The organism is Streptomyces sp. NRRL S-646, from assembly GCF_000720765.1.
Lineage (GTDB): Bacteria > Actinomycetota > Actinomycetes > Streptomycetales > Streptomycetaceae > Streptomyces.
The window spans coordinates 425,486-447,324 of sequence record NZ_JODC01000006.1; the positions used below are offsets into that span (position 1 = coordinate 425,486).

Here is a 21,839-nt window from a genome sequence, read left to right on the forward strand (position 1 = left end):
CACCTGCCCCGTGGGGCACAGTCGTCTCATGAGCGACTTCTCAGTGAAGCCCGTACTGACCGGTGAGAAGAGCGTCCTGCGGCCCTTCACCGCGGCAGACGCCGAGGTGATGTGGGAGATCATCCAGGACCCCGAGGTCATCCGCTTCACGGGCGAACCGTCCACCGAGTTCACCCTGGCACTCCTGCGGTCCTTGTACGGCGCCCGGGCCACCTCCCCCGACCGGCTCGACCTCGCCGTCACCGACCCCGCCACGGGCGAACTCCTCGGCGAGGTCGTGCTGTACGAGTGGGATCCGGGGGCGCGCAGCTGCACGTTCCGCACGCTGATCGGCCCCCGGGGGCGCGGCCGGGGTATCGGCACCGAAGCCACTCGGCTGATCATCGGGTACGGCTTCGAGCAACTGGGGCTGCACCGCATCCAGTTGGAGGCCTACGGCCACAACCACCGGGCCCTGCGTGTCTACGAGAAGGTCGGGTTCGTGACCGAGGGCATCCTGCGGGAGGTGGAGATGCGCGACGGCGAGTGGGTCGACGAGGTGGTCATGGGCCTTCTCGACCGCGAGTGGAAGGCCCTCAGCTCCACGGCTCGATGACCGTCACCCCCGCTCCCGGCGTCGTCCCCATCGCCGCCAGCGCGTCGGGGGTCGCGTCCAGGGTGATCGTGGACGTGACCAGCAGGTCGGGGCGGAGCACGCCCGCTCTGACCAGCTCCAGCATCGGCGGGTAGGTGTGCGCCGCCATGCCGTGGCTGCCGAGGAGTTCGAGTTCCAGGGCGATCGCTCGGCCCATCGGGACGGGGGTCGTGCCGGTGGGTGACGGGAGCAGGCCCACCTGGACGTGGCGGCCGCGGCGGCGCAGGCCGTTCACGGACGCGGCGCAGGTGACGGGTGAGCCGAGGGCGTCGAGGGACAGCTGCGCACCGCCGCCGGTCAGCTCGCGGATCGCCGCGGCCGTGTCCGGTGTCCGTGCCGCGTCCACGCACTCCGTCGCGCCGAACTTCCGCGCCAGGTCCAGCGCCTGAGGCGATACGTCCACCGCGATCACCCGCGCCCCCGATGCCGCCGCGATCATCACCGCGGACAGGCCCACACCCCCGCAACCGTGCACCGCGACCCACTCCCCCGCCGCCACCCGGCCCTGCTGCACGACCGCGCGGAACGCCGTGGCGAACCGGCAGCCGAGCGCTGCCGCTGTGGCGAAGGACAGTTCCTGCGGTACGGCGACGAGATTGACGTCGGCGTGGTCCAGCGCCACGTACTGGGCGAACGAGCCCCAGTGGGTGAAGCCGGGCTGGGTTTGCCGCTCGCACACCTGCTGGTCGCCCGCGGCGCATGCGGCGCAGCTGCCACATGCACACACGAAGGGGACGGTAACTCGGTCGCCGGGGTGCCAGGCGGTCACTCTGGCGCCGACCGCCTCCACGACACCGGCCAGTTCGTGGCCCGGTACGTGAGGGAGGGTGATGTCGGGGTCATGGCCCTGCCAGCCGTGCCAGTCGCTTCGGCATAGGCCGGTCGCCTCGACGCGCACGACCACACCGTGGTCCGCCGGCTGAGGGTCCGGCACTTCCCGTACCTCAGCGGGCTCCCCGTACTGCTCGAACACCACTGCCCGCATGTGCGCTCCCATCGCCGTTTTCCTCTGCGGGTACATCGTGGCCGGTCGCGCCCGGCGGAGCCGCATATTGCTGCAGCCCCGCGCCCCTGAGGGGGGTTCGCTCACCGCCTGTTTCGCTGAGACCGAACCTTTGGTGGAACCTCCGCAGCGGCCCCGGCGCCCACCAGGTCGCACGCCCCGTCAGCCTCATCACCGCCGGTACCAACAGGCTCCGTACGATCATCGCGTCCATCAGCACCGCCAGGGCGATGCCCAGGCCGAGCATCTTGGTGTTGGTGACCCGGGAGGTGCCGATGGCGACCATCACCACCGCCAGGATCACCGCCGCTGCTGTGATCAGCCCGCCGGTGCGCTGCAGGCCGTGGCGGACCGCCTCGTTGTGGTCGCCCGTTGTGTCGTACTCCTCCTTGATACGGGAGAGCAGGAAGACGCCGTAGTCCATGGAGAGGCCGAAGGCCACGCAGAACATCAGGACCGGCAGGGTGGTCTCTATGGAGCCGGGGCTGGTGAAGCCGAGCAGACCGGACAGGTGGCCGTCCTGGAAGACCCAGACCACCGCGCCGAACATGGCGGTCAGGCTGAGCGCGTTGAGCACCACCGCCTGGATCGGTATCAGCACGCTGCCGGTCAGCAGGAAGACCAGGAGCAGGGTGACGATCGCGATGAAGGCGGCCGCCCAGGGCAGGCGCTCGGCTATCGCGTGCTTGGAGTCGACCAGAACGGCCGCCGTGCCGGTCACCTTGGTGTCGAAGGGGGCGTGCGTGGCGCGCAGGTCACCCACGAGGCGCTGGGCCGTGTCGTCCACGGCCTCCCCCTTGGGCAGCACGGTGAAGTACGCCGACGCTCCCTTCACCAGCGGGCCGTCGACCCTCAGCACGCCGGGCAGGGCGGCTATCCGGTCCTTGTACGCGGTGTACTGGGCGGGGGTCGCCTTTCCCTCGGCCAGCACCTCCAGGCCGCCGCCCGGGGTGCCCGGGAAGCCGTCGCGGATGTGCTGCTGGACCACGTGGGACTCTGCGGTCGAGGGGAGTTGACGGTCGTCAGCGGTGCCGAACTTCACGCCCAGGAAGGGCAGTCCGAGGACGATCAGGACAGCGGTGGTCGCCACGGCGAAGAGCGGGGCCCGGCGCATCACCAGGGTCGCCATCCGCGCCCAGGCCGTGCCCTCCTCGCCGGAGGTCCTCGGCGCCCGTCCCCGCCGGAACAGGCGGCGCAGATCCAGGGAGTCGACCCGGTGTCCCAGCAGGACCAGGGCTGCCGGAAGCAGGATCAGTGCGGCCGCGGCCGCCAGCAGGACCACCGCTATGCCGGCGTATGCGAAAGACCGCAGGAAGTACTGCGGGAAGAGCAGCATCGCCGCGAGGGAGACCGCGACCGTGAGGGACGAGAAGAGGACTGTGCGGCCGGCTGTGCGCAGGGTGGTGCCCACCGCCGTCAACGGGTCGGCGCCCGTGGACAGTTCTTCACGGAAGCGGCGGACGATGAACAGCGCGTAGTCGATGGCCAGGCCCAGCCCCAGGGCCGTGGTGAGGTTCATCGCGAAGACCGAGACGTCGGTGAACTCGGTCAGTCCGCGCAGCACCGCGTTGGTCCCGAGGATCGCGACGACGCCGATGCCCAGCGGCAGCAGGGCGGCGATCGCCGACCCGAAGACCATCACCAGCAGCACGAGTGTCACCGGCAGGGCGATCATCTCGGCGCGGGTCAGGTCCTCCTTGATGATCGTCTGCATCTCGTGCCGCACGGCGACGAGACCGCCGACCTTCACCTGCACCGGGCCGTGTGTGCCGCGGTAGTGGGGCGCGATGCGGTCCAGGGTGTCGCCCATAGCCTTCTCGTCACCTGTGATGTGCGCGGCGATCAGCGCCTCGTGGCCGTCCTTGGCGCGGAGTGCCGGTGATGCGGACTGCCAGTAGGAGCCGACCCCTGTGACGCCCTTCTCACCGGCCAGGCGCGCGGTGAGGCGCCGGGCCTGGGCGGCGACGGCGGGGTCGTCCACCGAGGAACGGCCCGAGTCGACGAGGAGCAGCAGATTGGGCTGGGAGTCCGGGAACTCGCGCTCCAGCGCCTTGGTCGCATACGTCGACTGGGCGTCCGGGTCCTCCCAGCCGCCGCTGCCCAGGCGGTCGGCCACCCCACTGCCGGCCAGCACGGCGAGCGCGGTGATGACCAGGGCCACAAGCAGTGAGAGCCGTGGGCGGGCGGTCACGAAGCGGGTCCAGCCCCCGGGGCGCGGTGGCTTGTTGACTTCGGTCATCGTGCGGTGTCCCCTTCACCGTGGAAACCATAAGCTGGCAAACACGAGACATCGCTCGCGTTTCATCTGCACCCAGAATGCGAGCGACCGCTCGCGTTTGTCAATCGCGTTCGGAGAACTGGGGATAACGCGTGCCCGAGAACTCACAGAAGGAACAGCCGCGCCGCCGTCAGGCCCGCGGCGAGCGCCGCATCGCCCAGCTCCTGGAGGCCGCCGCCTCGGTCTTCTGCACCACCGGCTACACGGCCGCCAGCACCAACGCCATCGCCCGCGAGGCCGGCGTCTCGCCGGGGACGCTGTACCAGTTCTTCCCGAACAAGGAAGCGATCGCGATCGAGCTGGGCGACCGGCTGATGCACGAGATGCGGGAGACGTACGGCGAGGCGCTCGCGCCCGTCGACCCGGCGACCTCGCTGGAGGAGGCGGTCGGCGCCGCCGTGGACCGGTTCATCGCCTTCAACTGCGACCACCCGGTGTTCTTCGCGCTGATGCACGGCCCCGACATCCCGGGCCGGATCGCCGAGGAGCACGACGCCCTGCACGCGACCCTGGTCTCCCGGATCGAGGACCTGCTGTTCTCGCTGCTGCCGGACGCACCCCCGGCCGACGTCACCCGCACCGCGCATGTCTGCCTCGGCATGTACAAGGCGGGCCTGGAGCTGGTCCTCGCCCACGAGGGCGCCGAACGCGACGCGTACACCCGGGAGATCAAGAACGTACTGATCCGCTATCTGGAGCCCTTGGTCGGCGACCGCCTGGGCACCCAGCAGGACACAGATGCCACCACGACTCGCACCGCCTGACCGCCACGCCCCTCCTTGGATGGGTACCCCCTAGGGGTATAGTGTGAGAGGTGGAGGGCCTCCCGTGGGCCCCCGCAGCCCCACACGCCTCGACGAGGAGAACGACATGACCGCCCAGACCGACACCCCGGGGACCGTCACCACCGTCTACAAGGTGAGCGGCATGAGCTGCGGACACTGCGAGGGTTCCGTCTCCGGTGAACTCCTCGAGCTTCCCGGCGTCAGCTCGGTGACGGCCGTCGCCGCGTCCGGTGAGGTCACCGTCGTCTCCGCGGCCCCGCTCGACGAGGCCGCCGTGCGCGCCGCGGTGGACGAGGCGGGCTTCGAGCTCGTCGGCCAGGTCTGACGGAAGCCGGGGGACCCGCGATGAGCAGCACCACCGCACAGACACCGGCACCGATACGCGCGGCAGCGGATGCCTCCGAGGTCGAGCTGCTCATCGGCGGGATGACCTGCGCCTCCTGCGCGGCCCGCGTCGAGAAGAAGCTCAACCGGATGGACGGTGTCACCGCCACGGTGAACTTCGCGACGGAGAAGGCGAAGGTCAGCTACCCCGCGGGCATCCAGGTCGCCGACCTGATCGCCACCGTCGTGAAGACGGGGTACACGGCCGAGGAGCCGGCCCCGCCGCAGCCGGAGCCCACCGAGGAGGAGGCCGCCGAGGACCCGGAACTGGCCTCCTACCGGCAGCGCTTCACCGTCTCCGCCCTGCTCGCGCTGCCCGTCGTACTGCTGTCGATGATCCCGGCCCTGCAGTTCGACGACTGGCAGTGGCTGGCGCTCACGCTCACCGCGCCGGTGGTCGTCTGGGGCGGGCTGCCCTTCCACAAGGCGGCCTGGACGAACGCCCGGCACGGTGCCGCCACCATGGACACGCTTGTCTCGGTCGGCACTCTGGCCGCGTTCGGCTGGTCGCTGTGGGCACTGTTCTTCGGGGACGCGGGCATGCCGGGCATGCACGACGAGTTCAGGTTCACCGTCTCGCGCATGGACGGGGCCTCGACGATCTACCTCGAAGTGGCCGCCGGTGTCGTCGCCTTCATCCTGCTCGGCCGCTATCTGGAAGCCCGCGCCAAGCGGCGCTCAGGGGCGGCGCTACGGGCGCTGATGGAGCTCGGCGCAAGGGACGTGTCCGTACTGCGCGGGGGCCGTGAGACCCGTATCCCGGTGTCCCAGTTGGCCGTCGGGGACCGTTTCGTCGTACGGCCCGGGGAGAAGATCGCGACCGACGGCACCGTCGTCGAGGGTGCGTCCGCCGTGGACGCCTCGATGCTGACCGGCGAGTCGGTGCCGGTGGACGTGGGCGTGGGCGATGCCGTCACCGGGGCCACGGTCAACGCCGGTGGGCGGCTGGTCGTCGAGGCCGGCCGGGTCGGCGCCGACACCCAGCTCGCACGGATGGCGAAGCTGGTGGAGGACGCGCAGAACGGCAAGGCCGAGGTGCAGCGGCTCGCCGACCGGATCTCGGCGGTCTTCGTGCCGGTCGTCATGCTGATCGCCGTCGGCACGTTCGGGGCGTGGCTCGGCGTCACGGGCGACACCGTGGCCGCGTTCACCGCGGCCGTCGCCGTCCTGATCATCGCCTGCCCCTGCGCGCTGGGTCTGGCCACCCCGACCGCGCTGATGGTCGGCACGGGGCGTGGCGCCCAGCTCGGCATCCTCATCAAGGGCCCGGAGGTCCTGGAGTCCACGCGCCGCGTCGACACCGTCGTACTCGACAAGACCGGAACGGTCACCACGGGCCGGATGACCCTGCACGAGGTGTACGTCGTCGCCGGCACCGACGAGAAGGAGGTGCTGCGGCTCGCGGGCGCCGTCGAGCACGCCTCCGAGCATCCCGTCGCCCGGGCGATCGCCCTGGGCGCCGAGGAGCGGGCCGGGCGGCTGCCGGGGGTCGAGCGGTTCGAGAACGTGCCCGGGCGGGGCGTGAGGGGGCGTGTGGAGGGCCGTGAGGTCGCCGTCGGGCGGCTCTTCGAAGGGCTCCCCGAGGAACTGGTCCGCGCCAAGTCCGAGGCCGAGAGCGACGGCCGTACGGCCGTCGTGGTCGGCTGGGACGGAGTGGCACGCGGTGTCGTCGCCGTCGCCGACGCGGTCAAGGAGACCAGCGCTCAGGCGGTGCGCGAGCTGCGCGCGCTGGGGCTCACGCCGGTGCTGCTGACCGGGGACAACCGGGCGGTCGCGGAAGCGGTGGCGCGAGAGGTCGGGATCGAGCAGGTGGTCGCCGAGGTCCTGCCCGAGGACAAGGTGGCCGCCGTACGGCGACTGCAGGCCGAGGGCCGGACGGTCGCCATGGTCGGCGACGGCGTCAACGACGCGGCCGCGCTGGCCACCGCCGATCTGGGTCTGGCGATGGGGACCGGGACGGACGCGGCGATCGAGGCGGGCGATCTGACGCTGGTGCGCGGGGACCTGAGGGTGGCCGCGGACGCGATCCGGCTGTCCCGCAGGACGCTGGCCACGATCAAGGGCAACCTGGTGTGGGCCTTCGGGTACAACGTGGCGGCGCTGCCGCTGGCCGCCGCCGGCCTGCTCAATCCGATGATCGCCGGGGCCGCGATGGCCTTCTCGTCGGTGTTCGTGGTGACGAACAGCCTCCGGCTGCGGACGTTCCGCTGAACCGCGGGCGAGGTTACCGGCGGTTAGTCGAAGTCGAGGTGAGAGCACCTCTGGAGTCCGGCGCCAGCCTCACATAAGCTCTTCACAAGGCTCGCGCATCTTCCTTACGCTTGGGCACCGATCGCTGTATCGGGGCTCTTGCGTATCTAACGGACAAATGCAAGAGACGCAGATCACAGTGATGTGAACGTAACCATCGAAGGGGTTCGAAGGTCTAAGTTGACGATGTCAGGCAGCGTCTTGGGGGGCGTTTCCTGGCATCTGAGGATGTCTTGGGGGACTTCCTCAGAGTTGCGTTGCCGGGGCCACGTACACCGGGGTGCTTTGAGCGGCCCTCCCGAGCGTGCGTTGTCCCGGCAGACCGCACAACCATGAGTACGGCGAGTTTTGCTCATTCCGCTCAACGCTCGCCGCACTCGACAGCGATTCAGGCGCTGGCTTCACAGACGCCCGGCCGGATCCCGTGGGGGGAATCCGCACCGGGACATGGGAAGGCGCCCTGGACGTCGGCCCGTGGGGGGACCGGCGCCAGGGCGCCTTTCGCTTCGCGGATTCAGCCGGGGGGTTCGGGGGGCTTCAGGTTGTTGCCCGGCTGACGGCCGGTGGGGGCTGGTCGCTCCCCCACTCTCGACTTCGCTCGAGCGGGGGGACCCCCATCGCGGCGGAGCCGCACATCAATACGGCCCCGCGCCCCTCAAAAGCAGGGCAGCCCCGGCACCGGCGGGTATCAGCGCTCTTCGACCGGGACGAAGTCCCGCTCCACCACGCCCGTGTAGATCTGGCGGGGGCGGCCGATGCGGGAGCCCGGCTCCTTGATCATCTCGTGCCACTGGGCGATCCAGCCCGGAAGGCGGCCGAGGGCGAACAGGACCGTGAACATCTCGGTCGGGAAGCCCATGGCGCGGTAGATCAGGCCGGTGTAGAAGTCCACGTTCGGGTAGAGGTTGCGCTGGACGAAGTAGTCGTCCGAGAGCGCGTGCTCCTCCAGCTTCAGCGCGATGTCCAGCAGCTCGTCGGACTTGCCGAGGGCCGAGAGGACGTCGTGCGCCGCCGCCTTGATGATCTTCGCGCGCGGGTCGAAGGACTTGTACACCCGGTGGCCGAAGCCCATCAGGCGGACGCCGTCCTCCTTGTTCTTCACCTTGCGGATGAAGGAGTCGACGTCGCCGCCGTTGGCCTGGATGCCCTCGAGCATCTCCAGGACGGACTGGTTGGCGCCGCCGTGCAGCGGGCCCCACAGGGCGTTGATGCCGGCCGAGATCGACGCGAACATGTTCGCCTGCGAGGAGCCGACCAGGCGGACCGTGGACGTCGAACAGTTCTGCTCGTGGTCCGCGTGCAGGATCAGCAGCTTGTCGAGGGCGGCGACGACGACCGGGTCGAGGTCGTACTCCTGCGCCGGGACCGAGAAGGTCATGCGCAGGAAGTTCTCGACGTAACCGAGGTCGTTGCGCGGGTAGACGAACGGGTGGCCGATCGACTTCTTGTACGCGTACGCCGCGATCGTCGGGAGCTTGGCGAGCAGGCGGATCGTCGAGAGGTTGCGCTGCTTCTCGTCGAACGGGTTGTGGCTGTCCTGGTAGAACGTGGACAGCGCCGAGACGACCGAGGACAGCATGGCCATCGGGTGGGCGTCGCGCGGGAAGCCCTTGTAGAAGTTCTTGACGTCCTCATGCAGCAGGGTGTGCTGCGTGATGTCGTTCTTGAACACGGAGAGCTCGTCGACGGTCGGCAGCTCGCCGTTGATCAGCAGGTAGGCGACCTCCAGGAAGGTGGAGCGCTCCGCCAGCTGCTCGATCGGGTAGCCGCGGTACCGGAGGATGCCCGCCTCGCCGTCGAGGTAGGTGATGGCGGATTTATAGGCGGCGGTGTTCCCGTAACCGCTGTCCAGCGTCACCAGACCGGTCTGGGCGCGGAGCTTCCCGATGTCGAAGCCCTTGTCGCCGACGGTGCTGTCGATCACCGGGTAGGTGTACTCGCCGTCGCCGTACCGCAGTACTACAGAGTTGTCGCTCACGTCTTCCCTCACCGACGTAGTGCCTCATCTTCGAGGTTGCCCTGACTGTCTCTACCATCCCCCAATTGGCTCAGGAGAGTGCACTCGGGGTCGACCATCGGGCCTATTGACGGCACTGAGTGCCGCCAACTTGCTCATCCTGCCCCCTTGATTCCCCATCCGGAAGTGCTATGTGACCTTCACGACTCATTTGATCGATCATTTTTCGTGATGCCTGTCTCAAACCCGCCCCGGAGGGGCCGCACAGTGGTCACGGGGGCTCTCACAGGGGTCTCGGGGAGAGCCGGAAGTCCAGTGCCGTGCAGCGCCGCCCCGCCGACACCGTGCGCACCGCCTGACCGATCGCCTTGCGCGAACCGACCAGGACGACCAGCTTCTTGGCCCGGGTCACCGCCGTGTACAGCAGGTTCCGCTGCAGCATCATCCAGGCTCCGGTGGTGACCGGGATCACCACGGCGGGATATTCACTCCCCTGGGAGCGGTGAATGGTGACCGCGTACGCGTGGGCCAGCTCGTCCAGTTCGTCGAACTCGTACGGAACCTCCTCGTCCTCGTCCGTCAGCACCGTCAGGCGCTGGTCGACCGGGTCGAGCGAGGTGACCACGCCGACGGTGCCGTTGAAGACACCGTTCTTGCCCTTCTCGTAATTGTTGCGAATCTGGGTGACCTTGTCGCCGACCCGGAAGACCCGGCCGCCGAACCGCTTCTCCGGCACGTCCGGGCGGCCCGGGGTGATGGCCTGCTGGAGCAGACCGTTGAGCGTGCCGGCGCCGGCCGGGCCGCGGTGCATGGGCGCGAGGACCTGCACGTCCCGGCGCGGGTCGAGCCCGAACTTGGCCGGAATCCGACGGGCGACCACATCCACGGTGAGCCGCCCCGCCTCCTCCGTGTCGTCCTCGACGAAGAGGAAGAAGTCCTTCATGCCGTCGGTGACCGGGTGATGCCCGGAGTTGATCCGGTGCGCGTTCGTCACCACGCCCGACTGCTGGGCCTGGCGGAACACGCGCGTGAGGCGCACGGCGGGGATCGGGCTGCCGTCGGCGAGCAGGTCGCGCAGCACCTCGCCCGCGCCCACGCTGGGCAGTTGGTCGACGTCCCCGACGAAGAGGAGGTGGGCGCCCGGCGGGACCGCCTTCACCAGCTTGTTGGCGAGCAGCAGGTCCAGCATGGAGGCCTCGTCGACGACCACCAGGTCGGCGTCGAGCGGGCGGTCCTTGTCGTACGCCGCGTCACCGCCGGGCTTCAGCTCCAGGAGGCGGTGGACGGTGGAGGCCTCGGCTCCGGTGAGCTCGGCCAGGCGTTTGGCGGCGCGGCCCGTGGGGGCGGCCAGGACCACCTTCGCCTTCCTGGCGCGGGCCAGCTCCACGATCGAGCGGACCGTGAAGGACTTGCCGCAGCCGGGGCCGCCGGTCAGCACGGCAACCTTCTTGGTCAGCGCCAGCTTGACGGCGGCCTCCTGCTCGGGCGCGAGGTCGGCGCCCGTACGGTCCTTCAGCCAGGCCAGCGCCTTGTCCCAGGCCACGTCGTGGAAGCCGGGCATCCGGTCCTCGTCGGTGCGCAGCAGGCGCAGCAGCTGGGCGGAGAGGGAGAGTTCGGCGCGGTGGAAGGGGACGAGGTACACGGCCGTCACCGGGTCCCCGCCGTCCGGGCCGGGCACCTTCTCCCGTACGACACCGGGGTCCTCGCCGTCCTCGGGCGGCTGGGCGAGTTCGGCGAGGCACTCGATGACCAGGCCCGTGTCGACCTGGAGCAGCTTCACCGCGTCGGCGATCAACTGCTCCTCGGGGAGGTAGCAGTTGCCCTGGTCGGTGGCCTGCGACAGCGCGTACTGCAGGCCTGCCTTGACGCGCTCCGGGCTGTCGTGCGGGATGCCGACGGACTGGGCGATCTTGTCGGCGGTGAGGAATCCGATGCCCCAGACGTCGGCCGCGAGGCGGTACGGCTGGTTCTTGACGACGGAGATCGAGGCGTCGCCGTACTTCTTGTAGATGCGCACGGCGATGGAGGTGGACACCTCGACGGTCTGGAGGAAGAGCATGACCTCCTTGATCGCCTTCTGTTCCTCCCAGGCCTCGGCGATCTTCCTGGTGCGCTTGGGGCCTAGGCCGGGGACCTCGATGAGGCGCTTCGGCTCCTCCTCGATGATCTGCAGGGTGTCCAGACCGAAGTGCTGGGTGATGCGGTCGGCGAAGACGGGGCCGATGCCCTTGACGAGCCCCGAGCCGAGGTAGCGGCGGATGCCCTGGACGGTGGCCGGGAGCAGCGTCGTGTAGTTCTCCACCGTGAACTGCTTGCCGTACTGGGGGTGGGAGCCCCAACGGCCCTCCATGCGCAGTGATTCGCCGACCTGGGCACCGAGCAGCGCGCCGACGACCGTGAGGAGGTCGCCGGCTCCTCTGCCGGTGTCGACCCGGGCGACCGTGTAGCCGTTCTCCTCGTTGGCGTACGTGATCCGCTCCAGGACGCCCTCCAGTACGGCCAGTCGCCGTTCGTCCGGCTGTGTGGAGCTCCCCGCCTGATTGGACATGATCCGACGCTACAGCCGGGGTCTGACATCACGATCCTGTCTCGAGGTATTGCCACCTCTCGTGGAATCGATTCCAATCCTCCGTGTAATCGATTCCACGAGGAGGTGGAGCGGCGATGGCGAGCATCAAGGACGTCGCTGCCGAGGCGGGCGTCTCCGTCGCCACGGTGTCGCGCGTCCTGAACGACCATCCGTCGGTCAGCGCGGACGCACGCACGCGCGTGCTGGCCGCCGTCGAGGCGCTGGGCTACCGCCCGAACGCCGTCGCCCGTTCCCTGCGCACCGACCAGACCCACACCCTCGGCCTGGTCATCAGCGACGTGATGAACCCCTACTTCACCGAACTGGCCCGCTCCGTCGAGGAGGAGGCCCGTGCGCTCGGCTACAGCGTCATCATCGGCAACGCCGACGAGCGGCCCGACCTGCAGGACCACCACGTGCGGAACCTGCTGGACCGCCGCATCGACGGACTGCTGGTCTCCCCCACCGACGGCGGCTCGCCGCTGATGCTGGACGCCGCGCGCGCCGGGACGCCGATGGTGTTCGTGGACCGGTGGATCCCGGGCGTCGACGTGCCGGTGGTGCGGGCGGACGGGCGGGCCGCCGTGCGCGATCTCGTCGCGCATCTGCACGGGCTGGGGCATCGCAGGCTCGCCATCATCGCGGGCCCCGCGGCCACCACCACCGGACGGGAGCGCGTGGAGGCCTTCCGGGAGGCGCTCGGTGCGTACGGGCTCGAACTCCCCGGGGCCTACATCGGGCAGGGCGACTTCCAGGCCGAGAGCGGGCGGCGGGTCACCGAGGGCTTCCTCGACCTGCCCGAGCCGCCCGAGGTCGTGTTCGCCGCCGACAACCTGATGGCGCTCGGCGCGCTGGACGCCGTACGCGCGCGTGGGCTGCACGTTCCCGAGGACCTCGCGCTGGCCGCCTTCGACGACATCCCGTGGTTCGTGCACACCGATCCGCCGATCACCGCGGTCGCCCAGCCCACGGGCGAGCTGGGCCGGGCCGCCGTGCGGGCCCTGGTCGACCGCATCGAGGGGCGGCCCGCGCGGTCCGTCACCCTCGCCGCCCGTCTCGTCGTACGCCGCTCGTGCGGCGAGAACCCCGCTGAGAACAGGAGCCACTTGTGAGCAACCCGGACGAGTTGCTGCGCATCGAGGGCATACGGAAGACCTTCCCGGGCGTGGTCGCGCTGGACGGCGTCGACTTCGACCTGCGCCGGGGCGAGGTGCATGTGCTGCTCGGTGAGAACGGCGCGGGCAAGAGCACGCTGATCAAGATGCTCTCCGGTGCCTACACCCCCGACGCCGGGCGGATCCTGGTCGGCGGCGAGGAGGTGCGCATCCATGGTGCGCAGGACTCCGAGCGCCTCGGGATCGCCACCATCCACCAGGAGTTCAACCTCGTACCCGACCTCACGGTCGCCGAGAACATCTTCCTGGGGCGGCAGCCGCGCCGCTTCGGGATGATCGACCGGAAGACGATGGAGGCCGATGCCGAGGTCCTGCTGAAGCGTGTCGGCGTCAATGTGTCGCCACGCGCGCGTGTCCGCGAACTCGGCATCGCGCGCCTCCAGATGGTCGAGATCGCGAAGGCACTGAGCCTGGACGCGCGCGTGCTGATCATGGACGAGCCGACCGCCGTGCTCACCTCCGAGGAGGTCGAGAAGCTCTTCGCGATCGTGCGCAAGCTGCGCGAGGACGGCGTCGGGATCGTCTTCATCACGCATCACCTGGAGGAGATCGCCGCCCTGGGCGACCGGGTGACGGTGATCCGCGACGGCAAGTCGGTCGGGCAGGTCCCCGCCGCCACCCCCGAGGACGAGCTCGTACGCCTCATGGTGGGCCGTTCGATCGAGCAGCAGTATCCGCGGGAACGGGCCGATGCGGGCGCCGCGTTGCTGACCGTGGAGGGACTCACGCGGGACGGCGTCTTCCACGACGTCGGTTTCCAGGTGCACGCCGGTGAGGTCGTCGGCATCGCGGGCCTCGTCGGAGCGGGCCGTACGGAGGTCGTGCGGGCCGTCTTCGGCGCCGATCCGTACGACACGGGCGCCGTGAAGGTCGCCGGGGCCGAGGTGCGGCGGGGCGACGTCAACGCCGCCATGGCGGCCGGCATCGGTCTGATCCCCGAGGACCGCAAGGGCCAGGGCCTGGTCCTGGATGCGTCGGTCGAGGAGAACCTCGGCCTGGTGACGCTGCGGAAGGCCACGCGCGCGGGGCTTGTCGATCTGAAGAGTCAGCGCGAGGCCGCCGCCCGGGTCGCCGGGCAGCTCGGCGTGCGGATGGCCGGACTCGGCCAGCACGTACGGACCTTGTCCGGCGGCAACCAGCAGAAGGTGGTCATCGGCAAGTGGCTCCTCGCCGACACCAAGGTGCTGATCCTCGACGAGCCGACGCGCGGCATCGACGTCGGCGCCAAGGTCGAGATCTACCAGCTGATCAACGAACTCACGGCCGCGGGCGCCGCCGTACTGATGATCTCCAGCGATCTCCCGGAGGTCCTCGGCATGAGCGACCGGGTGCTGGTGATGGCCCAGGGCCGGATCGCGGGCGAACTCGCGGCCGACGAGGCCACCCAGGACGCCGTGATGGCGCTCGCCGTAAGCACACCTACGCACGAAACGGAGGCCTCCCGTGGCCACTGACACGCTCAAGAGCACGACGGGCGCGAGTGGCGCCGCGGGCGGCCTGCGCCGCCTCCTGCTCGACAACGGCGCGCTGACCGCGCTGATCGTCCTCGTCGTCGCGATGTCGGCGCTGTCCGGCGACTTCATGACGGCGGACAACCTGCTGAACGTCGGCGTCCAGGCGGCCGTCACCGCCATCCTCGCCTTCGGTGTCACCTTCGTGATCGTCTCGGCGGGCATCGACCTGTCGGTGGGCTCGGTGGCCGCCCTGTCCGCCACCGTGCTTGCCTGGAGCGCGACTTCGCAGGGCCTGCCGGTGGCCGTCGCCGTGCTTCTGGCGGTCGCGACGGGCATCGCGTGCGGGCTGGTCAACGGCTTCCTGATCTCGTACGGCAAGCTGCCGCCGTTCATCGCGACGCTCGCCATGCTGTCGGTGGGCCGCGGCCTGTCGCTGGTGATCTCGCAGGGCTCCCCCATCGCCTTCCCCGGCTCGGTCTCGCACCTCGGCGACACGCTCGGCGGGTGGCTGCCGGTCCCGGTGCTGGTCATGGTCGTCATGGGTCTGATCACGGCGTTCGTGCTGGGCCGGACGTACATCGGCCGGTCGATGTACGCGATCGGCGGCAACGAGGAGGCAGCCCGCCTGTCCGGCCTGCGGGTGAAGAGGCAGAAGCTCGCGATCTACGCCTTCTCCGGGCTGTTCGCGGCGGCCGCGGGCATCGTGCTCGCCGCCCGGCTGTCCTCCGCGCAGCCGCAGGCCGCCCAGGGCTACGAGCTGGACGCGATCGCGGCGGTCGTCATCGGCGGCGCCTCACTGGCCGGCGGTACCGGCAAGGCGTCCGGCACGCTGATCGGAGCGCTGATCCTGGCGGTGCTGCGCAACGGCCTCAACCTCCTTTCCGTGTCCGCCTTCTGGCAGCAGGTCGTCATCGGCGTCGTGATCGCGCTGGCGGTGCTGCTCGACACGGTGCGGCGCAAGGCGGGGGCGACTCCCGTGGCGGCCGGTGCTGCCGGTACGTCGGGCGCAGGCAAGGGCAGGCAGGCCTCGACGTACGTGCTCGCTGCCGTGGTCGCGGCTGCCGTCGTCGGAGCCATGTCCTTCCTGCACAGCGGTTCGTCGGCGGCGAAGGACCAGAAGATCGGGCTGGCCCTGTCGACCCTCAACAACCCCTTCTTCGTGCAGATCCGCGCCGGAGCGCAGCAGGAGGCGAAGAAGCTGGGCGTCGACCTGACCGTCACCGACGCGCAGAACGACGCCTCCCAGCAGGCCAACCAGCTGCAGAACTTCACCAGCGAGGGCCTCGGCACCGTCATCGTCAACGCGGTGGACTCCGACGCGGTGACGCCGGCGGCGAAGGCCGTGAACAAGTCGGGCATCCCGCTCGTCGCCGTCGACCGTGCCGTCAACAACGCGGACACCGCCGCGCTGGTCGCCTCCGACAACGTCACCGGCGGCAGGCTCGCCGCCAAGTCCCTCGCGGACAGGCTCGGCGGCAAGGGCACCATCGTGGTCCTGCAGGGCCAGGCGGGCACCTCCGCCAGCCGCGAGCGCGGCGCGGGCTTCACCGAGGGTCTCAAGGCCTACCCGGGCATCAAGGTCGTCGCCGAGCAGCCCGCGGACTGGGACCGCACCAAGGGCCTCGACGTCATGACGAACCTCCTGCAGGCCCACCCCGACATCGACGGCGTCTTCGCGGAGAACGACGAGATGGCCCTCGGCGCGATCAAGTCCCTGGGCGGCAAGGCCGGCAAGTCGGTCGCGGTCATCGGATTCGACGGCACCCCGGACGGCCTCAGCGCCGTCAAGACGGGCACCCTTTACGCGTCGGTGGCCCAGCAGCCGACGGAACTCGGCAGAATCGCGGTACAGAACGCAGTGAAGGTCGCCGAGGGCAAAACGGTCACGAAGTCGGTGATGGTGCCGGTGAAGGTGGTCACGAAGGAGAACGTGGCCGGCTTCAGCGGCTGACGAGGCGACCGGCAAAGGGGAACGGGCGGGCGGTCGTTGCCGCCAGGGTGCCGGGGGTTGCTCGGATGGTGCCCGGTGGTGACGACGGCCCGCCACACGTCATCTCTCATCATCTCTCAGGGGAGTCATTTGATGTACGACTACGACCTGCTGGTCGTGGGATCCGCCAACGCCGACCTGGTGATCGGCGTCGAGCGGCGGCCGGGCGCCGGCGAGACGGTGCTCGGCTCGGACCTGGCCGTCCACCCGGGCGGCAAGGGCGCGAACCAGGCCGTCGCCGCCGCCCGTCTCGGGGCCCGTACGGTCCTGCTGGCCCGGGTCGGCGACGACGCGTACGGCAGGCTGCTCCTCGACTCGCAGCGGGCGGCCGGAGTCGACACGGTAGGGGTGCTGGTGGGCGGGGCGCCGACAGGGGTCGCGCTCATCACCGTCGACCCTTCCGGGGACAACAGCATCGTGGTGTCGCCGGGCGCGAACGGCCGGCTGACCCCGCAGGACGTCCGGACCGCCGCGAGCCTGTTCCTGGCCTCGCGAGTGGTCTCGACCCAGCTGGAGATCCCGCTGGAGTCGGTTGTGGAGGTCGTACGGAATCTGGCGCCGGACAACCGCTTCGTGCTGAACCCGTCCCCGCCGCGGCCGCTGCCGCCCGAGGTGCTGGCGGCCTGCGACCCGCTGATCGTCAACGAGCACGAGGCCAAGGTGGTCCTCGGCGACGCCTATGTCTCCGACCGCCCGGAGGACTGGGCGCGCCTGCTGCTCTCCAAGGGCCCGCGCTCGGTGGTGGTCACCCTGGGCGCGGAGGGCGCACTGGTGGCTTCGTCGGCCGGGGTGACCCGGGTGCCTTCGGTGAAGGTGGACGCGGTGGACACGACGGGTGCGGGCGACGCGTTCACGGCGGCGCTGGCGTATCGGCTCGGGTCAGGGGCGTCTCTTGCGGAGGCCGCGGCATACGCGGCCCGGGTCGGGGCGGCCGCCGTCACCAAGGAGGGCGCGCAGGTGTCGTTCCCTACGGCAGAGGAGGTCGACGCCTTGTGAAGAAGGCGGGAATCCTGAACCGTCATCTCTCCGGCGCGTTGGCCGAGTTGGGCCACGGGGACGGGGTGCTGGTGTGCGACGCGGGCATGCCGATACCGGAGGGCCCGCGGGTGGTGGACCTGGCCTTCCGCGCCGGGGTGCCGTCCTTCGCGGAGGTGGTGGACGGTCTGCTGGCCGAGCTGGTGGTGGAGGGGGCGACGGCGGCGAGCGAGGTACGGAAAGCGAACCCGGGGGCTGCGCAGCTGCTGGAGAGCGTGTTTCCCGAGCTGCGGCTGGTGTCGCACGAGCGGCTGAAGGAGCTGTCGGTCGGGGCACGGCTGGTCGTACGGACGGGGGAAGCGCGGCCGTATGCGAATGTGCTGCTGCGGTGCGGGGTGTTCTTCTAACCCCTTTCCAGAAGTTCTGCCGGTAACCGGCCAGGAACCAGGGGCTCGTCCAGGGCTCCAAGTCGTGCGACCGCGCAGGGAACATGGGCGGCCGGCCACTGCACGGGGCGCGAGTGAAAGCGCTGCTGCCGCCGCGCGCCTGTGTGCCACCTGTGCCTCCGTACGCGGGGCGCTCCCCGACTGCCTGCTGGGCACTCTGATGAGAGTGGGCTCGACTCGCGTCCAGCGGCAGGGGGTTTGGGCATGGCAGCTTCGTGTACGACTCGGCGGCACAGAGGGATCCTCCGGAGAACAGGCGCGCCGGCGGCCTCGGTGGGCCGCCGGCGACGGGCGTGGACCGGCGGACGGTCCGGGGCCCGGACGAGATGGCTCCTGCTGTGCGTCTGCCTGATCACGGGTGCCTTCGGCTCCGGCACGACATCAATGGCCGCTGCCACCGAGGCGTCGGTCCAGCAGTGCGACGAAGCTCCGACCGGCGTCCTGGCCCGCGATCACTGGCTGCGGTTCACGGTGCCGCCCGGGCTCATGCCGGACCCTCAGTTCGACGGGCAGCCGGCGAAGATCCAGGTGCATCGCATCCAGCCGGTGTACGCGAACGGCAAATGCCCAGGAGTGCCCAACAGGGCCGCAGTGCTGATCCACGGCCGCACAGTCACCGCCTCGCCGGCCTTCGACCTGCGCTCTCCCGCCCCGGAAGGCGGCTCGCTCAGCCTGCAGGAAGGACTCGCGCGGGCGGGAATCGACACCTTCGCCCCGAGCCTGCTCGGCTACGGCCACTCGACGCACTTCGACGAGGGCCTGAACGATCCCGGCAACGCGAGCCTCAGGCCCTACCTCGCGGACGGCACCTGTCCGTACCCCGAGGGGTGCGACCGCACCCACAACCCGATCTTCACCCTCGATCAGCAGGGGAGCCTGCTGCTCACCAATCCGCTGGGCGGGCAGAGGCGCGCCCACTCGAGCCATTACCGCTTCGCGCGCATGGACGTCTGGGTACGCGATATCCGTCAGGTCATCGATGACGCCATCACGAGGGCGCAGCCGACGGACGGCAAGGTCACCCTGCTCGGCTATTCGCTCGGTGGGGTGCGCGTCGGGCGGACGCTGTACGCAGCCAACCCCAACCCGCTCCTCCCCGGAAGCGCCGACGTCATCGCGAAGGTCAACCGTGCCGTGTTCATGTCGTCGATCTATGGTGGAACGACCGAGGAGACGACGCCCCCGGGTGGGTTCGTCACGTTCCCGCTGACGCTCAACCGCCGCCCATCGGCACCGGTGCTGCCGCCGGATCGCGAGGCCGTCTGCACCGGGCGTGTCATCCCCGGCAGCCAGGACCAGTTCTGGAAGCAGATCCTGGAGCAGGACACCGAGGGGCGGAACTGGGGAGGGGACGATCCCGGCAACCCGACCGGCCTCGACCGCTCTCCGACGTTCTCCAACTACGGCTGGAACACTGCCGTCGCGGGGCAGCTGACCCCACCCACGCTGGTCCTCCACGGTCTCGACGACGACACCGCGCCGCCGGCCAACGCGCCCGCCATCTACAACGCGCTCCCGTCGTCGATGACGAACAAGGTGCTCGTACAGGTCCAGTGCGCAAGCCATCAGATGCAGATGGAGGGCTGCTCCGGCCCGCGCTGCACACCGGCGTCCGGAACGCCCTACGGCGGGCGCCCCGGCGAACCGTGGGCCGGCCCGCATGCCACGGTCAGGGCGGCGCTGGTCGAGTGGATCAAGAGCGGGACCTTCAACGGCGCCGCGAACGGAAAGTTCACCGTCAACGAAAGCGGCGTGGCCGCCGCCAGCCCGTAGAGAAACGGTGTCGCACAAATTCGAGGGGGCCCAGTCCGTCGACCGGGCCCCCTCGGCTTTTCCCCTCCAACATCAGAACCCCCGCGATCCCCCCAGATCCCCCTCCGAGAAGTCCTGATGCCAAGTACGACCCGCGGGGTGCCGAGAGGGTTGCACGGCGTCTTCAGATTTTTTTCGTCGTGTCGTACGGAGGTTCCGTGCAGCCTTCGGGCGGGGCCGGGATCGTCCGGCGGGCCGTCCTCCACCCGGTGATAGGTTCGATTACGTGATGTCTGCGGGGGCCTTGAGTCGTGCGGCGGCCAATGGGTCCGCAGTTGTTCTGAGTCACGTCACCCTGGTCGGAGAGCGGCGTCGTATCGATCTGGTACTGCCTGCGCGGGAGCCCGTCGGGGTGTTGTTGCCCGAGATTCTGCGAGTGCTGGACGGCCAGGTCGGTGAGCGGCCCGAGTTGCGGCATCTCGTGACCGCGGACGGGTCCGCGCTCGGTCATGACAGCAGCCTTGAGTCCGCCGGGGTCCGGGACGGTGCCGTGCTGCGGCTCGTGCGGGCCGGGGATGGTCCGTCCGCGCCCGTCGTGCACGACGTGGGTGACGAGGTCGCCGAGGATCTCGGTGGCCGGGCGTGGCGGTGGGGCCCCGAGGCGCGGCGCGTCGTCGCCGGGCTGGCGACCGTGGGGTGGGCCGGTGCGGGCGGGGTCTTCGCGCGGAGTGCCTACGACGCCTCTGTCGTCGCCGGTGTGTTGCTCGGCGTGGCCGCTGTCGCCTCTGTGGTCGGGGCCCTCGTGGGGCGTGGCGAGCGGCAGGGCGGGATCGCCGGCACGCTGATCTGCACGGGCGGGGTGCTTGCTGCGCTCGGGGCTTCCACGCTCGCGGATGACCAACACTGGGCCGGTGCGCTGCACGTGGGTGCGCTTGCCGCTGTGGGTGCCGTGACGCTCGTACTGCTGGGGCTCTTCACTCGGTTGGGGCGCGGGGGGCTGGTCGGCGCGGGCGCTGTCGCCGTCACCGTCCTCGGCTGGGAGGGCGTCGTCGCCTTGCAGTCGGGAGCGGGGACAGCCGGGCAGCAGGCACGGGTTGGGGCGGTGCTCGCCGTCGTCTCCGTCGTCGCCCTCGGTGTGCTGCCGAGGCTCGCGCTCACGGCCTCCGGGCTGTCCGGGCTCGACGACCGGCGGGCCGGTCGGGTTTCCGTGACCCGGTACCAGGCGTCCGCTGCGCTGGCGGCCGCCCATCGTGGGCTGGTGCTCGCCACCGTCACCGTCGCCGTGTCGGCGGCCTTGGCGGGGGTGTGGGCGCTGCGTGGGCACGGCGTGTGGACCGTACTGCTCGCCGCCGTCACCGCGGTCGTGGTGGCCCTGCGGGCACGGGCTTTTCCGCTGGTCGCCGAAGTGGTGGTGCTGCTGGCGGGTGCCGCCATGGTGGCCGTGAGGCTGTTGGCGGTGTGGGTGGAGCGGTCAGGTGCGGCGGGGCCGGCCCTGGTCGTGCTCGCGACGCTGGCCGTGCTGCCGCTCACCGTGCTCGTCGTACGGCCGGCCGAGCAGGTCCGGGTGCGGCTGCGGCGCGCAGGTGACCTGTTGGAGTCCGTCGGTGTCATCGCCCTGCTTCCGCTGCTCATCGGGGTCTTCGGCGTGTACGGGCAGCTGCTCGGCACCATCGCTTAGGGGACGGGACGGCATGGTTCACGGGGAACAGGAGCGGGATCAGTCGCAGGAGGGCGACGACGACTGGCGGCGCGATGCGCTGTTCCAGCTCGGTCCGGCGGAGCAGCAGCGGGCTTCGGCGCCCTCGGGCGAAGCCGTCGTAGCAGCGGATCCGGCTCTTCCCGGGCCCGGCGGCGAGCCCACCCTGCGTCTCGTGCACTCGGCGCAAGACGAGGAGCCGGCCCTCGGCGCAGGGCAGATCGCCCCCTCGGCCGGCCCCATGCCTCCGGCCGCTGCGCCCGCCCCGCAGCACATCGAGCAGGCCGGCGCCTCCGCACACCCCATGGGCGACCCGGCTTCACCCCAGTCGCCCGCGACCGCCATGCCCCCGCGCCCCGCGGCCGGCCCCACCCCGCCGCTCGGCCCACCCACCACCGTGCCCGAGCCGACGACTGCCGTCCCGGCGCACCCCGCCGTCTCCCCCGGGCCCGCATCCGGCCCCCACCCCCAGGTCCCGGTCCCTGCTCCCC

At 70.4% G+C, this 21,839-nt stretch carries 15 protein-coding genes and 1 pseudogene; 12 read left to right on the plus strand and 4 right to left on the minus strand.

The genetic code is table 11. The features are described 5' to 3' along the window. Positions 1-28: 28 nt before the first annotated feature. Complete coding sequence (locus IH68_RS0115445) at positions 29-595, plus strand: GNAT family N-acetyltransferase (RefSeq protein ID WP_030934832.1); 567 nt, start codon at positions 29-31, stop codon at positions 593-595. Here the strand turns inward: IH68_RS0115445 and IH68_RS0115450 are convergent. Further along, entirely contained in the window at positions 576-1,619 is a 1,044-nt protein-coding gene (locus IH68_RS0115450) for a zinc-dependent alcohol dehydrogenase family protein (RefSeq protein WP_030934835.1), read from the minus strand. The two genes, IH68_RS0115445 and IH68_RS0115450, sit on opposite strands and share 20 nt — an antisense overlap. Beyond that, positions 1,579-3,876 carry an MMPL family transporter gene (locus IH68_RS0115455; RefSeq protein WP_030934838.1) on the minus strand — a complete coding sequence of 766 codons (2,298 nt, stop codon included), beginning with the start codon at positions 3,874-3,876 and terminating at the stop codon, positions 1,579-1,581. Before IH68_RS0115455 ends, IH68_RS0115450 begins: the two co-directional genes overlap by 41 nt. A gap of 131 nt (positions 3,877-4,007) precedes the next feature. On the opposite strand from IH68_RS0115455, the gene IH68_RS0115460 reads away from it, so the two are divergent. The 3 genes from IH68_RS0115460 (at position 4,008) to IH68_RS0115470 (ending at position 7,295) form a co-directional block, all read left to right on the plus strand. Continuing rightward, entirely contained in the window at positions 4,008-4,679 is a 672-nt protein-coding gene (locus IH68_RS0115460) for a TetR/AcrR family transcriptional regulator (RefSeq protein ID WP_030934840.1), read from the plus strand. A gap of 106 nt (positions 4,680-4,785) precedes the next feature. Then, complete coding sequence (locus IH68_RS0115465; protein ID WP_030934843.1) at positions 4,786-5,025, plus strand: heavy-metal-associated domain-containing protein; 240 nt, start codon at positions 4,786-4,788, stop codon at positions 5,023-5,025. Positions 5,026-5,045: 20 nt separating this feature from the next. After that, positions 5,046-7,295 carry a heavy metal translocating P-type ATPase gene (locus IH68_RS0115470; RefSeq protein WP_030934846.1) on the plus strand — a complete coding sequence of 750 codons (2,250 nt, stop codon included), beginning with the start codon at positions 5,046-5,048 and terminating at the stop codon, positions 7,293-7,295. Between the two features lie 727 nt (positions 7,296-8,022). Here IH68_RS0115470 and IH68_RS0115475 read toward each other — a convergent pair. Together IH68_RS0115475 and IH68_RS0115480 are read right to left on the minus strand one after the other, a co-directional pair. Then, positions 8,023-9,312 (minus strand): citrate synthase, encoded by a 1,290-nt coding sequence (locus IH68_RS0115475; protein WP_030934849.1) that lies wholly within the window; start codon positions 9,310-9,312, stop codon positions 8,023-8,025. Positions 9,313-9,574: 262 nt separating this feature from the next. After that, complete coding sequence (locus IH68_RS0115480) at positions 9,575-11,839, minus strand: ATP-dependent RecD-like DNA helicase (RefSeq protein WP_030934852.1); 2,265 nt, start codon at positions 11,837-11,839, stop codon at positions 9,575-9,577. A 116-nt stretch (positions 11,840-11,955) separates the two neighbouring features. Between IH68_RS0115480 and IH68_RS0115485 the strand changes: the two genes are divergently transcribed. The 8 genes and pseudogenes from IH68_RS0115485 to IH68_RS0115520 all read left to right on the plus strand — a co-directional run. Continuing rightward, positions 11,956-12,972: a LacI family DNA-binding transcriptional regulator gene (locus IH68_RS0115485; protein WP_030934856.1), complete on the plus strand. Its 1,017-nt coding sequence runs from the start codon at positions 11,956-11,958 to the stop codon at positions 12,970-12,972. Then, positions 12,969-14,489, plus strand: coding sequence for a sugar ABC transporter ATP-binding protein (locus IH68_RS0115490; RefSeq protein ID WP_030934859.1), 1,521 nt, complete (start codon positions 12,969-12,971; stop codon positions 14,487-14,489). The genes IH68_RS0115485 and IH68_RS0115490 overlap by 4 nt, the downstream gene beginning before the upstream one ends. Further along, entirely contained in the window at positions 14,479-16,440 is a 1,962-nt protein-coding gene (locus tag IH68_RS0115495) for a substrate-binding domain-containing protein (RefSeq protein ID WP_030934862.1), read from the plus strand. Before IH68_RS0115490 ends, IH68_RS0115495 begins: the two co-directional genes overlap by 11 nt. Positions 16,441-16,572: 132 nt before the next feature. Then, positions 16,573-17,475: a ribokinase gene (locus IH68_RS0115500; RefSeq protein WP_030934867.1), complete on the plus strand. Its 903-nt coding sequence runs from the start codon at positions 16,573-16,575 to the stop codon at positions 17,473-17,475. Further along, positions 17,472-17,861, plus strand: coding sequence for a D-ribose pyranase (rbsD, locus tag IH68_RS0115505; protein ID WP_030934870.1), 390 nt, complete (start codon positions 17,472-17,474; stop codon positions 17,859-17,861). The genes IH68_RS0115500 and rbsD overlap by 4 nt, the downstream gene beginning before the upstream one ends. 423 nt (positions 17,862-18,284) lie before the next feature. Then, positions 18,285-19,673 carry an alpha/beta fold hydrolase gene (locus IH68_RS0115510; RefSeq protein ID WP_030934872.1) on the plus strand — a complete coding sequence of 463 codons (1,389 nt, stop codon included), beginning with the start codon at positions 18,285-18,287 and terminating at the stop codon, positions 19,671-19,673. A 268-nt stretch (positions 19,674-19,941) separates the two neighbouring features. After that, entirely contained in the window at positions 19,942-21,330 is a 1,389-nt protein-coding gene (gene eccD, locus IH68_RS0115515) for a type VII secretion integral membrane protein EccD (protein ID WP_051833442.1), read from the plus strand. A 13-nt stretch (positions 21,331-21,343) separates the two neighbouring features. Continuing rightward, positions 21,344-21,839, plus strand: a pseudogene (locus IH68_RS0115520) (hypothetical protein); the annotation flags it as partial.

What these genes read in the sequence shown, in the direction of transcription:
- IH68_RS0115465 (WP_030934843.1), top strand. Translation starts at nt 4,786, where the DNA reads ATGACCGCCCAGACCGACACCCCGGGGACCGTCACCACCGTCTACAAG.
- IH68_RS0115470 (WP_030934846.1), top strand. Translation starts at nt 5,046, where the DNA reads ATGAGCAGCACCACCGCACAGACACCGGCACCGATACGCGCGGCAGCG.
- IH68_RS0115455 (WP_030934838.1), bottom strand. Translation starts at nt 3,876, where the DNA reads ATGACCGAAGTCAACAAGCCACCGCGCCCCGGGGGCTGGACCCGCTTC.
- IH68_RS0115450 (WP_030934835.1), bottom strand. Translation starts at nt 1,619, where the DNA reads ATGCGGGCAGTGGTGTTCGAGCAGTACGGGGAGCCCGCTGAGGTACGG.
- IH68_RS0115510 (WP_030934872.1), top strand. Translation starts at nt 18,285, where the DNA reads ATGGCCGCTGCCACCGAGGCGTCGGTCCAGCAGTGCGACGAAGCTCCG.
- IH68_RS0115480 (WP_030934852.1), bottom strand. Translation starts at nt 11,839, where the DNA reads ATGTCCAATCAGGCGGGGAGCTCCACACAGCCGGACGAACGGCGACTG.
- IH68_RS0115445 (WP_030934832.1), top strand. Translation starts at nt 29, where the DNA reads ATGAGCGACTTCTCAGTGAAGCCCGTACTGACCGGTGAGAAGAGCGTC.
- IH68_RS0115500 (WP_030934867.1), top strand. Translation starts at nt 16,573, where the DNA reads ATGTACGACTACGACCTGCTGGTCGTGGGATCCGCCAACGCCGACCTG.
- IH68_RS0115485 (WP_030934856.1), top strand. Translation starts at nt 11,956, where the DNA reads ATGGCGAGCATCAAGGACGTCGCTGCCGAGGCGGGCGTCTCCGTCGCC.
- eccD (WP_051833442.1), top strand. Translation starts at nt 19,942, where the DNA reads ATGTCTGCGGGGGCCTTGAGTCGTGCGGCGGCCAATGGGTCCGCAGTT.